The organism is Halobacteriovorax sp. HLS (assembly GCF_004006665.1).
GTDB lineage: Bacteria > Bdellovibrionota > Bacteriovoracia > Bacteriovoracales > Bacteriovoracaceae > Halobacteriovorax.
Map to the genome: position 1 here is coordinate 285,897 of NZ_QOCL01000001.1, position 12,760 is coordinate 298,656.

Below are 12,760 nucleotides of genomic sequence, written 5' to 3' on the forward strand. Positions count from 1 at the left end.
TAGAAAAATGTCACAGAAGTCCCAAGAGTTAGCAGTTGTTTTAGTTAGTGGTGGAATGGACTCTTTAGTGACTGCGGCCATGGCCCATGAGAATCATGAGAATATGGCCTTTCTACATCTGAATTACGGACAAAAAACTCAAGATCGTGAACTTAAGTGTTTTAATGAAATTGCTGATTTCTATAATGTCCCTTTAGAACTACGTAAAGTAATTGATGTGAGCTTTCTAAGTCAAATTGGTGGAAGCTCGCTTACTGACTCCACTATTGATGTTAAAAATTATCAAGGAGACAGTGACGAAATCCCTGACTCTTATGTTCCCTTTAGAAATACACATATTATTGCGATGGCCGTTTCTTGGTGTGAAGTTGTCGGTGGAAAGAAAATCTATATCGGCGCTGTATATGAAGATTCTTCAGGATACCCTGATTGCAGACCATCATATTATCAAGCAGTGAATGCTCTCATAAAAGAAGGTACTAAAGATGGAGATATATCCGTAGTAACCCCTGTTATTCATATGAAAAAAGAAGAAATTGTTCTTAAGGCCGTTGAGTTGAATGCTCCTTTAATATCTTCATACTCTTGCTATGCCCGTGATGACAAGGCCTGTGGAATCTGTGATTCATGCGCTCTTAGATTAAGAGGTTTTGAAAAAGCAGGTCTGGCAGATCCAATTGAATACGATCAAAGGCCGAGCTACTTATAATTAATTTATATCCTGAATATTGATAAAGAGATCTTCCAAGCACTCCAGCTTATTTTCTTGAAACTTCTTATCAATTCCCTCTTTAATATCAAAGAGAACCTTCGGCCCTTGGTAAATGAAAGATGAGTAAAGCTGTACCGCTCTACCTCCTGATTTCCAGAAGTCCCATAAGTCATCAAAGCCAGAAATTCCACCGACACCTATTATATCAAGATTTGAATGCTCTTTTGATATATCAAGTAATCGATTTCTTACTATTTTAGCTTTTTCAGTAAGTAACTTTCCAGAAACTCCCCCTATCCCTTTCTCTTCCATTATTGTTGTATTGGTCGCAATAATTCCAGATAATGAGAATTCATTTGCTAATTCAACAATACCTTCAAGTGATTCAAGAGGAAGGTCCGGTGAAATTTTTATAAATAACGGTGTAGTGCAAACTTTACGCTCTTGTTCTAGTGCTTCAAATATCTCTCTCATGCTCTCATGTCTTTGTAGGTCACGGAGCCCTGGAGTATTAGGAGAAGAAACATTAATCACTAAATAGTCACAAATATCCTTAAACTTTTGAAATAGTTTTAAGTAATCAAGCTTTGCATCTTCAGCACTTGTAATTTTATTCTTACCTAAGTTTACGCCGAGTACTTTATCTAACTTATTACTATTTAAAATATTCTCGTATAGCTGTTCACTTCCCGCATTGTTAAATCCCATGCAGTTACGTAATGACTGTTCTTCTAAAAGACGAAAGAGTCTAGGCTTTTCATTACCTTCTTGAGCAAGAGGAGTTACCGTTCCCACCTCAATAGCACCAAATGGAATTTTTGCAAAAAAGTCTACGGCCTTAGCATTCTTATCGAGACCGGCGGCTAGGCCAACTGGAAAATTCCACTGCATAGAATTTAAATTTGTTTGATACCTTTTGGAATGTGGAATATCCCCACCAAAGAGCTCTGAGCTTGCATGTGGAAACATTGAAAGTGTTTTAATGGATAACTCATGGGCCTTTTCTGCGTCTAATCGAAAGGCCATGAATTTAAAAAAATCGTAGAACAAACTTAAATCCTAATAAAGTTGAACAAAATCATTCTCGTGAACAGTCCCACCTGAGTGAAGCATCCCAATGGCGCCATCTGGCCCAAAGAATTCTACAATTTCAATTGTACCTTTCACTTCACCTTTTGAAACTCCGATCATTGCTCCTGTCTCAGGATCAAAAATCTCCTGGCCTTCGGCCATCACTTTTAAAATATCGCCTATATTAATTCCTGAAGATCTTCCGGCATTAATGTAGATCCTATTCCCCATAATTTTAGCAACTCTACCAACCCAATCAAGCTTCTCAGAAACACTTAGTATCTTCCCAATAGATTTTCTAATCGCAACTTTTACAACATAACGTAATAAGTCTCTTCTATATTCGAGCTTACTATCACGATCTCCTTGAAAAAATCTATAACTAGAATCATCAGTGAATGCTTTTATTGTATCCGTGAAGACTTCTTTATTCCCATTTACATCAAATATTCTTATTTCAATTTTAGCTTCGGCGTATGCCTTAGTTTCTCTGACAAGACCTATTTCATCTGCCTTTTCTCGAATCCTAGCATCGACAATTCTACCAAATACAACAAAATTAACACCTGCAACCTTGGCCTTTCTTGATAACTGAACAAGCTTGACTCCTCCACCAGCATAAATCTCTTTGGAGCTTCCAAAAATCTTATTCGCCATTGGATCAACTACAAACTCACCTAGTCTATTTACTTCTCGGCGAAATTCTTCAGTCGCTGTAATTCCTAAATCTTCACCTCCATAAGGAGATTCATTAAAGAAAGTAAGTAGAGCGACCTTTTTCTTTACACCATTAAAGTGTCTTCTTTGTTCTACTCTAGGAGTTCTTCCATGCGGATTACGCTCTATTGTCCCTAGACTACAAGAAACTAAAACTGTAACGACTAAGAAACCTACTAGAGATTTATAAATAGCGCTCGTTCTCATGACCTATCCTTGTCCATTTGAGTTAATAGATTTTTCAGATGACATCTTATCCATCAAATTTATTGCAAAAGGATTCGACTCATCTTTAAAAATAATGACTTTCTTCTTATCAACTTCCATATTTTTAGATTTTAATATGGTCGTCTTAAGCTCTTCAATATTTCCTTTATAGAATAGCTTCACAACAGCTCTGTCTCTATTGAATGATTCTAAATTTAATTTAAGATTATTCGTAAGACCGACAGTCGCTAGGTGCTTTTGAACCTCTTCAATTTGCTTAACAGAGCTCGCTCCAAAAACCTCCAAGTTAAAGCTCTGCACTCCCAATGGAAAGTGAGTAACTTCCTTGGCCAACTCCTGCCACTTGGCCACAGGTAGTCTATAAACCAAACTTGCAGTATTAGAACTCAATTTCTGAACATCAGTAGTTTCAAAAGTTGCTTCTTCAGAAATAAAGTCATAATGGGAGGCCAGCTTATTTGCTTTTAAATCAAATAAGAGATACTCCCCTCCAAATTTAAATGTTCTTTTTTTAAAAATAGCATTTTCAGAAATCTTATCCATATTAACTTGAACTTTTAGCCAAAGAGAATCTTTCAACTCATCCTCTACAGATAAAATTGTACTAGTGTCGCCACTTTCTAAACTTTTTTCTACATCAGTAACATTACTGAGAGGAAGTCTCGTTTCAGATAACATTTTTAGATGAGTATCTAATTTCTCGTATTCTGAGTCCGTAGTAATGATGACATTAGAGACTTTTCCGTTGAATTTATCTTCAAACCATCTTTTCCAATGTTCACTAAGAGCATTAGTAAAATCGCTTTCTAGCTCAACACCCAAATCCAACCAAGACATATCTTTCAATCGATAATGAATTGTAATAAAAAGATTCTTATAGTTTCTTGTTGAGCCACCTCTAGTAAAAGTATAATACAGGTCATTAAGTACCTTTCTATTAACTTTAGCCTGTACACTCATATAGCGACTGCTCGGATATTGTGGAGACCTAGACATTTTCTTTATTGAGTATGAACTAACAACCTTATTTAACTTTCCATAGCGAGACTTTAAGACAAGCTTTTTGGCCCTTAAATTTTTCTCAAAGCTCTCTTTTTGCTTACCGGTTAATGGCGTCTCTTCCGTCTTTCCGTATGTTTTTTCTAAATTTTCTTTAATTGGAGCGAAGTAAGCATCAAATTTTTCATTATACTTACTCCAAAAAACTTCAGAGTTATGCCCCATAGAGGAAAGCTCTTTTGAGATAACATCCTGAAAAGCAGAATACAGAAGCTGTTTCTTAACAAAACTTAGCGAATCATGGTCAGTCGAAACAAAACGACCCTGACCAGATATAAACTCATCTTTTGCACTAATTTGAAAATTTAGTACGACAACTAGAACTAGCGTGATCATTCCTTTCATCACTTATCTCCATCCTTGTATTACTTATTGTAGGGGGTCTTCGACTCTCCCATCCACAATAAACTGAACTGAATTACTACTAAAGAGCTCATTTAATCTAGCGGCCATTTGTGGAGTTGGATTAACTAAGAAATCCTCTCCAAGTGGTAACCTTGCTCGTCCTTGTTCATTCGAAAAAATCACATGAGCAGGTACAGACCCTCTGTAGCTTAAAAGTAGCTGCTTAAACCTATTTAGCTTACTTTCAGTAAGCTCATCCATTTTAACATTAATCCTGATTGAAGTAACCCTATCCTCAGCCTGATCTTTTAATAATTGTACCTTGCTAGGAAAAAATTTCCTAGGCTCTTCTGCCAAGTTTACATTACCACTAATAAGCAGCGGCTCATCACCATTAAAGAGATCACCATACTCAGCAAAAGTCTTAGGAAAAACGATACATTCTATCTTACCGGAAAGGTCTTCAAGCTGAGCAAAGCACATCTTGTCACCTTTTTTAGTCATAATTTCTCTCTTCTCAGCGATAAGACCTGCCAGCATCATTTCTCTTTTATCAGAACCTGGTAAATCATTTACGGCAGAAATATCCATAGAGGCCAATTTCCCCATTATATCGCTATATCTATCTAGAGGGTGCCCAGATACATAAATCCCCATTAATTGTGATTCATAAGCAAGCTTTTCTCTATCATCAAAGTCATTTGTGATTTGAATATCTAGCATTTTCATAGGGTCAATAGATGCATCGTCCCCTTCCTCAGTTGATCCGCCCATATCAAAAAGACTAACTTGTCCTAACTCCTTTTCTTGCTGTAATTTCTTAGCGTAAGTTACAACTAGCTCGGCGTTTTCAAGCATCGTTTTTCTATTTAAAGTTTGCTCACATTCATCAAATGCTCCCACTTTTATTAGAGATTCAATAACTTTATTATTTACGGCCTTTAAGGAAACTCTAGTACAGAAGTCGATAAATCCTTTATATGGTCCATTCTCTTCTCTTTCGCGAACAAGTTCTTCAACAGCAGTTTCTCCAACATTCTTGATTGCGCCCATACCAAAACGAATATTCTTTCCAATTACATTAAAAAGCCATAAAGACTCATTTACATCTGGAGCAAAAACTTCAACTCCATTAACTTTTGCATCATTAATGTAAACCGTTACTTTGTCCGTATTGGTCAGTTCTGTTGAAAGAAGTCCTGCAAAGAAACAAGCTGGATAATAGTATTTTAAATAAGCTGTTTGAAAAGAAATATAACTGTAGGCAACAGCGTGAGACTTATTAAATCCGTATTCAGCGAAACTCGCCATTAATGAGTAAAGTTCGTTTGCGATCTCTTGATCAAACCCTCTCTCTGCTGCACCTTTTAAGAAGATTGCTCTATGCTCTTCAATCAGATCAATTTTCTTCTTCCCCATCGCTTTACGAAGAATATCTGCTTGACCGAGTGAATAACCAGCAAGAACACGAGCAATGTTCATAACCTGTTCTTGGTAAACAATAATTCCGTAAGTATCTTTCAGTAAGGGTCTTAATTCTTCAAATGGGTAGTGCTCTTTTTGACGACCATGCTTAATCTCAACGAATTGATCATGCATTCCTGAGCCCATAGGTCCTGGTCTATAGAGAGCGTTAATGGCAGTAATATCATCAATACTATCTGGCATAATTCTCTTACAAAGATCTATCATCCCTGAAGATTCTAACTGAAATACTCCAATAGAGTTTCCTTTGCCGATAAATTCAAAAACCTTAGAGTCTTCGTAATCTATCTCTTCAATATCAAAATCTGCAACGTGATCTCTTTGTACAAACTTAGAAGCATAATCGATAACGGTTAAAGTTTTAAGACCTAAAAAGTCAAACTTGACAAGGCCTATCTCTTCTGAGAAGTCCTTATCAAACTGGACAACCTTCTCCCCTTTAGCGCCCTTAAAGAGAGGACAATATTCCACAAGAGGTTTATTTGTAATGATAACGCCAGCAGCATGAATTCCTGCGTGTCTGTACAGACCTTCTAATCTTCTCGAAATAGTAAAAATTTGTCTAATCTTTGGATCAGTATCAATAAGCTCCTGAATCTTTGGCTCCATCTCAATGGCGCGCTCAAGATTGATTCCTAACTCATCCGGGATTAACTTGGAAAGAATATTGGCATCAGCAAATGATAGATCAAAAACTCTAGAGACATCTTTTACTACGGCCTTGGCCTGTAGTTTTCCAAAAGTGATAATTTGACCGACTCGATCTGTTCCATACTTTTGTGTTACATATTCAATAACTTTTTGACGCCCGGCCTGACAAAAGTCTACATCAAAATCCGGCATCGAAATACGTTCAGGGTTTATAAATCTTTCAAAAAGTAAGTTATACGGTAATGGATCAATATTGGTAATAGTTAAAGCATAGGCCGCGAGAGAACCGGCCCCAGATCCTCGTCCAGGTCCAACAGGAATACCATTGTCCTTTGACCACTGAATGAAGTCGGCAACAATTAAAAAGTATCCAGGGAACCCCATCTTAATAATCATATCAACTTCGTACTTTAACCTTTCCCAGTACTTCGGTTCAATTTCTTGCGCCCAATTTTCCTGAGCAACTAATTTTGTAAAGTGAGGTCCTTTAAATCTCTCAATTAAGCCTTCTTTACAAGATCTTGAAAAATACTCATCCGGCGTCTCACCAGTATCTATTGGAAAGTCAGGCAGATGGTAAATCTGATTCCCATTCTCATCAGTCCAATTAAGTTCAACATTACACTTACTAGCTATTTCTAAAGTTGCATCACACGCTTCAGGCGCATAATGGAATTGTTCACGCATTTTCTCAGGAGACTTGTAATAGAATTCCTGAGAAGTCATTTTCATTCTATTTTCATCAGCAAATGACTTTCCTGTTTGAATACATAGTAGAACCTCCTGAGCTGTCGCATCTTCAGGAGTCATATAATGGGCATCGTTAGTTGCAACTATTTTTACGCCATTTGCTCTTGAATACTCTAAGACTTTTCTATTCACTTCCGCTTGTTCAGGTATGCCATTTTCTTGAATCTCTAGATAGAAATCATCTGGTCCAAAAACTTCTCGTAATTTTTCAATTGCTCTTACGGCCTTCTCATCTTGTCCGGTAAAAAAGTTATAACCAACCTCACCTTTTAAACATGCCGTAGTACAAATCAATCCTTCAGAGTACTCTTTGAGTAGTTCTATATCGGCCCTAGGTTTGTAATAAAACCCTTCAAGGTATGCCCTTGAGAGTAACTTACAGAGGTTTTGATAACCTGTATTATTTTTTGCAAGAAGTATTAAGTGGTGAATGTGATGGTTAGATTCTTCTTCATCTTGGTTGGAGACACGTGCCGATCTACGAGCAGACTTTCTATCAAAGCGTGAGCCTGGGGTAAAATATATCTCAGACCCTAAAATCGGGTTTATTCCTTCGGCCTTACAACGTTTGTAAAAATCAATCGCTCCGAACATATTTCCATGATCTGTCATCGCAATGGCAGGAACCCCCATCGCTTTAGCCTCAGGGATCAAGTCTTTCAGTCTGATTGCTCCATCGAGTAGTGAATACTGAGTGTGAAGGTGCAGATGAACAAAACTATTTGGATGAGTTTCAAGATATGATGGAGTAGAATTCTCACTCATGGAATATGCCTCGATATACTTTGCGTCGTGTGTGTGTTTCGCAATGTGTTTATAGTTCATTAAAGCAAAATTAGCTCAATTTGTCAGTTGATTTAGTAGATATCTGGCCTCTAATTCCTCTCAAATAGACTTACTATTCAACACTTAACGCGACTATGAAAAAATATTTACTCTACTCTATAAAAAATGTGAAATACTTATCTCTATAATCGTTAAAATGGAGTATTTGTGAAAAATTTGTTTTTTATTTCTATCTTTTTATTAAGTGCTAATACATTTTCATCTACAAAGAATATTGGTGATAGCGTTCAATACGAAATGAGCTTCCAAGGGATTAAAGCCACGAGTGAAACAACGATTACTTCACTCAACAGAAGTTCTGAAGAGTTTGAGGTTAAGACGACAACAGTTGTTCAAGGACAGGTAGAAACAACGACTGAAAGAGTTCCGCAAGAAGATATTATGACTAAAGAAACCGCTGCATACATGCTTGAAAATTGTAAGTTTATGGGTGGTTTAATCGAGCAGATTTTTTTAATTAATAAGAATCATACTACTTGTAAACTTCAAGTTGAGTCTGACTCAGTAAGGCCAATGCTTGAAAGAAGTGGAATTAAATTATCAAACAAAACAAATGGGTTTGTCTGGATAGGAGCATTTCCAATTAATGGTATAGGAAAACTAGATACTGCTGATGTTTCTATGAATTTAACAGGGATGAGCTGGTAAATATTTTTGTTGGGGGTAGGAATCTCTTGTCCCCCTCTTTTTTTCTGATAAAACGCTTGTGATTTTTAAATATTCTTATAGTATAGATCTTCTATATGAAGCTAATCACTCTCGCACTTATATTTTCATCAATATCAATCCATGCAAATTATGTAGAGGCGCCCAAGCTCTATACTCGTTCAGAGATGATTACTCTTTCTTCAATTGAGTTCAAACAAATTATTTCAGAGGCCCAGGAGATCTTGCCTAAAAAGCAAAAGTATCCACAACCTGCTCCAGGAGAGGTCGTCAAAATAAACTTACACTGGAAAGATGCAGGGGCTTCTCTCCATGAGATTGCTCAAATTATTAGCGTTAATAAGAAATATACAAAGAAAGGACTTAATTTCTTTAAAAAGTGCGCTAAAGACAAATCAGTAATGACTGAATTTGCAGCAATTTGTTTTACTCACTTTACTGTCTTTCATAAACTAAATAAGCTTGGTAAAATAAATACGAAGGATTTTCCACAGGATGTGGTGAATCTATCTTCTGTTGCTTTGGACTAAGAGAGTCACCCACCACACAAGTCACTTTTATTTAAAAGTGAATTAAATTGTACTTTATTACGATAGAGTTAGATCTATCGAGAAACAAGATCTATATACTTTCAAGTATATAGGTAGTTTTTTACTATTGAATTATTACATGGTCCCTTGTGGCCATTCTAGAGACGGGATAAGCTTTTAATAATATGGCAAAGAAGATGAAGAAAACAAATAAGTCACAATTGGAGCTTTTCTATGAAAGACCAATAGAGAAAGATCGTAATTACGATCTTGGGGGCAAGAGTTTTTACTTCTTTGACTTTGATGACAATGTAGCAACACTCGCTACGACAATTGTTATATTTCATAAAGCTACTGGACAAGAAGTTCATATGTCTAGTTCAGACTTTGCCCTTCATCATAGAGAGATTGGAATATCAGGAAAGTTCTCAGACTTCTATATCGATTTTAATGATGAAAATGGTAGTTTCAGAAACTTTAGAGATCAAAACCTACAAATTTTAGATAAAGTGAAAGGAAAGAAACAACGCTTTATTCAAGATATTCAAGAAGCATTGCTTAAACAAGACTTTGACTGGAAAGCTCCATCTTGGAATTGTTTCTTCCACGCCGCTCACAACCAAAGACCTATTTCAGTTATTACAGCAAGAGGACACGAGCCTGAGACGATCAAAAAAGGAATCGATCTTCTAGTTAAAGATGGTCATTTATCTAAGAGCCCAAATTATCTAAGTATCTATCCTGTAAGCAATCCAAAAATTAAAGAGTCTTTATCAGGTGGAGATATGAATGCATCTGTAGCTGATCTAAAGCGTGGAGCAATTAGGGAATCTGTTGAAATGGCCATTCAAAAGTATGGATATAGTGATCATCATAGATTTGGGATGAGTGACGATGATGCACACAATGTTGAACTAATTACTGAAGAGATGAAAACATTAAAGCAAGATTACCCTCAGATGAGCTTCTTCGTTATTCAGACTTTTAAAGATTCATTTACGAAAACAGAAGTTCTACAGCATAGAACTAGGGATATTATTACGAAGAAAGAATCTAAAGCAGATCAGCTTCACCTATTTCTTTAATCTTCGTCACTCATAGAATAAATTATTGCATAGACGATTCCCCCAGAAGTCGTGATCAAAGGAATCTTTTGGTATATAGGCATCTTGGCACCTAAGTTATCAATCTTTTGCTCTGGTATTTCATGTACATATTCAATAAACTGAAGTGCAGTATGCTTCCAAGAGTAATTCTGAGCATATTCTCGAACTTCTTTTCTATTCTTCGTGAGCGCTTCTTTGATTGCAAGCTCAAGGTTTTCATTTAAACCACCAGTCTTTTTTGTGACGACATCAATTGGTCCTTGAACCGGATAACCCGCAACAGGTGTACCACTTGCCATTGCTTCCAACTGAACAAGACCAAATGTATCTGAGCGACTTGGAAATACAAAAACATCTGAGCCAGCATAGAATTGAGCTAACTTTTCTCCACCTTGCCTACCAGTAAAAATGACATTCTTATATTGACCATTCTTTTGTGCCGCGAGGTATTCTTGCAACAAGGGACCATCTCCTACGATAATTTTTGTTCCGTCTATGTCAGCATCTAAGAAATCCCCTATATTCTTCTCCGGAGAAATGCGACCTACAAATAGAGAAAAAGGTCCTTCATTATTTTCAAAAATTTCTTTCACCTCAGGTATGAAATCAGCACGATCTCGCGGGTGAAAGTGATCAATATCAACTCCATGAGATCTTATTTTCAACTTATCTTGAGGTATTCCCATCTCTTTTAACCGCTTAACCATACTATCCGTAGCAGACATCACAGTGTCTGCAGACTTATGAAACCGAGAGACATACTTCTCTCCCAAAGAGACTGGAATATTAAACATTTCATGAAAGAACTCAGGCCATGCCGTGTGGTAGAATGTAGAAAAAGGTATCCCCTCTTGTAGAGCATAATTCTTTACACTTTCACCAATCATTCCTTCGGTAACCAAATGAATTGCAATAGGGTTTTCTTTTTTGAGTATTTCACGTAACTTTTTTTGAGATAGATAATGTATCCCCGTTCCTTGTGCCTTCTCATTCTTGATAACATAGCCTGGGACATTTTCAGGAGATATAAATTTAAATGGAACACCTAGTTCCTCGAGTTCATCTGTCATTTTCTTAACAACTGTAACAACACCGTTACTCATTTCTAATGAAGTATCAGTGACTAAAATAATAGGTCTACCATTAGTTTTTAGTTTCGAAATTTTTTGATGGTTCGAGGCAAGTAAATTACTAATAACATCGTTACAACTCTTCTCTTTAACACTGGCCAAAGACCTACTTGTAGAGTTAAATCCCAGCCCTGAGCAGGCACTATATAGAGAAAGAGTAAATATTAGAAAAAGTGTCTTTAATTTCATACTCACTTATCGGTTAGATAAGTATTGAAATGAGATAAAAAAGTGCTACACCAACCTTAAAAATCAAGCACTTAGCTATGTCTATTTTTTTAACACCTTTTGTAGATTCTTCACTTTAGTACAAATAATTCTTAAAGGAGCCTAGAATTAGTAAAACAACTAAGCAGGGAAAACCATATGAATTTTAAATCAATGTTGATTTCAACGATTTTATTATCTAGTGTTCTATCGACATCTTATGCATCTGAAGAAACTTTTAGATTCGAAGCGATCGATTATACACAACCTCAGAAGAGACAGCTTGAAGAAGGGCAAATAGATCCCTGGCTCATGAATCCGATTTCAAGATATATGGATGAGCACGAGTGGAATGAGATGACTACAGATATGCATAATGAGCGAGTAGCAAAAGAGAAGCGCGAAAGAATGTTTGGCCGAGGTAAAGTTGTCACCATCGATACAAGAGATACGGAAAAATGTAGCCAATTACAAAATAGTCTAAAAAAATCTCCTAATATAGATAAAAAATCTCTTTCTGAGTTATGTATTCAAGATGAACAAAATCCATATTCTTCTATTATTGTAGTTGATGGTCAATATAGAATGCCAATCTCTTTAGATGGATTAACTCCTGAGCAGCAGAGAATTGCAAAACAAACTAGAAACTTCACTGCACTAGGAGCAGCGGCAGTTGGACTACTCTGGATGCTTCCAGAAAGTGTAACAAAATGGGACAAGGAAGAAATTTCTAATACTGGCCTAGGTGATAAGTGGAAAGAAAATGTTAAAGCAGGACCAGTAGTTGATGAAGATGAATGGATGATTAATTACATTGGCCACCCTATTTCAGGTGCTGCCTACTATACAGTTGCTCGTCACGCAGGATTAAACAAAATGGAGTCATTTGGATATAGTGTTTTTATGTCTACAGTATTTTGGGAATATGGTTTTGAAGCAGTTGCTGAAACACCTTCAATTCAAGATTTACTCATTACTCCAATCATCGGTTCTCTCATGGGAGAAGCAATGTACCAAATGGAAGAAAATATCAGAGATAATGGTGGAGTTCTACTTGGGTCTAAAAAACTAGGTGGTTTCGCAATGGCACTTATGAACCCGGCAGGGGCAATGCTTGATGGCATAAATAATGTTTTTGAAAATAGAGTATTCGAAAGTGCGAGAACATATATTTACACTCAACCAGGTCAGCCTAATGGAGATTTTGGTTCTGATGGTACTATAGGAATAGGTATCGAATTCAAATTCTAATTAAAA

Annotated in this window: 10 protein-coding genes; 5 read left to right on the top strand and 5 right to left on the bottom strand. The window is 36.5% G+C overall.

What is annotated here, in order from left to right; genetic code table 11:
- Nucleotides 1-7: 7 nt before the first annotated feature.
- A complete protein-coding gene (queC, locus tag DPQ89_RS01425; RefSeq protein ID WP_127714414.1) occupies nt 8-709 on the top strand; it encodes a 7-cyano-7-deazaguanine synthase QueC in 702 nt (233 codons plus the stop codon).
- On the opposite strand, the gene DPQ89_RS01430 is transcribed toward queC, so the two are convergent.
- Genes DPQ89_RS01430 through dnaE form a run of 4 tightly spaced genes read right to left on the bottom strand, consistent with a single transcriptional unit; the run spans nt 710 to nt 7,843 of the window.
- A complete protein-coding gene (locus DPQ89_RS01430; protein ID WP_127714416.1) occupies nt 710-1,762 on the bottom strand; it encodes a quinone-dependent dihydroorotate dehydrogenase in 1,053 nt (350 codons plus the stop codon). It lies immediately after the preceding gene.
- 9 nt (nt 1,763-1,771) lie between these two features.
- A complete protein-coding gene (locus tag DPQ89_RS01435; RefSeq protein WP_127714418.1) occupies nt 1,772-2,707 on the bottom strand; it encodes a hypothetical protein in 936 nt (311 codons plus the stop codon).
- Between the two features lie 3 nt (nt 2,708-2,710).
- A complete protein-coding gene (locus tag DPQ89_RS01440) occupies nt 2,711-4,132 on the bottom strand; it encodes a hypothetical protein (protein ID WP_127714420.1) in 1,422 nt (473 codons plus the stop codon).
- 24 nt (nt 4,133-4,156) lie between these two features.
- Nucleotides 4,157-7,843 (bottom strand): DNA polymerase III subunit alpha, encoded by a 3,687-nt coding sequence (dnaE, locus tag DPQ89_RS01445; RefSeq protein ID WP_127714422.1) that lies wholly within the window; start codon nt 7,841-7,843, stop codon nt 4,157-4,159.
- Nucleotides 7,844-8,011: 168 nt separating this feature from the next.
- Between dnaE and DPQ89_RS01450 the strand changes: the two genes are divergently transcribed.
- From DPQ89_RS01450 to DPQ89_RS01460, 3 genes are all read left to right on the top strand, one after another.
- Nucleotides 8,012-8,512, top strand: a complete 501-nt coding sequence (locus DPQ89_RS01450) for a hypothetical protein (RefSeq protein WP_127714424.1) — start codon at nt 8,012-8,014, stop codon at nt 8,510-8,512.
- Nucleotides 8,513-8,607: 95 nt separating this feature from the next.
- The gene (locus DPQ89_RS01455; RefSeq protein ID WP_127714426.1) at nt 8,608-9,060 is read left to right on the top strand and encodes a hypothetical protein; all 453 of its coding nucleotides are present in this window, start codon (nt 8,608-8,610) and stop codon (nt 9,058-9,060) included.
- A 185-nt stretch (nt 9,061-9,245) separates the two neighbouring features.
- On the top strand, nt 9,246-10,145 hold the full coding sequence (locus DPQ89_RS01460; protein WP_127714428.1) for a hypothetical protein: 900 nt from the start codon (nt 9,246-9,248) through the stop codon (nt 10,143-10,145).
- On the opposite strand, the gene DPQ89_RS01465 is transcribed toward DPQ89_RS01460, so the two are convergent.
- Complete coding sequence (locus DPQ89_RS01465) at nt 10,142-11,485, bottom strand: glycosyltransferase (RefSeq protein WP_127714430.1); 1,344 nt, start codon at nt 11,483-11,485, stop codon at nt 10,142-10,144. The two genes, DPQ89_RS01460 and DPQ89_RS01465, sit on opposite strands and share 4 nt — an antisense overlap.
- Before the next feature lie 177 nt (nt 11,486-11,662).
- Here DPQ89_RS01465 and DPQ89_RS01470 point away from each other — a divergent pair, with 177 nt between their 5' ends.
- On the top strand, nt 11,663-12,754 hold the full coding sequence (locus DPQ89_RS01470) for a DUF3943 domain-containing protein (RefSeq protein ID WP_127714432.1): 1,092 nt from the start codon (nt 11,663-11,665) through the stop codon (nt 12,752-12,754).
- Nucleotides 12,755-12,760: the final 6 nt, after the last annotated feature.

Bases quoted from the DNA above. Each gene is read 5' to 3' on its own strand.
- queC (WP_127714414.1), top strand. From the start codon at position 8: ATGTCACAGAAGTCCCAAGAGTTAGCAGTTGTTTTAGTTAGTGGTGGA.
- DPQ89_RS01435 (WP_127714418.1), bottom strand. From the start codon at position 2,707: ATGAGAACGAGCGCTATTTATAAATCTCTAGTAGGTTTCTTAGTCGTT.
- DPQ89_RS01440 (WP_127714420.1), bottom strand. From the start codon at position 4,132: ATGAAAGGAATGATCACGCTAGTTCTAGTTGTCGTACTAAATTTTCAA.
- dnaE (WP_127714422.1), bottom strand. From the start codon at position 7,843: ATGAACTATAAACACATTGCGAAACACACACACGACGCAAAGTATATC.
- DPQ89_RS01455 (WP_127714426.1), top strand. From the start codon at position 8,608: ATGAAGCTAATCACTCTCGCACTTATATTTTCATCAATATCAATCCAT.
- DPQ89_RS01460 (WP_127714428.1), top strand. From the start codon at position 9,246: ATGGCAAAGAAGATGAAGAAAACAAATAAGTCACAATTGGAGCTTTTC.
- DPQ89_RS01465 (WP_127714430.1), bottom strand. From the start codon at position 11,485: ATGAAATTAAAGACACTTTTTCTAATATTTACTCTTTCTCTATATAGT.
- DPQ89_RS01470 (WP_127714432.1), top strand. From the start codon at position 11,663: ATGAATTTTAAATCAATGTTGATTTCAACGATTTTATTATCTAGTGTT.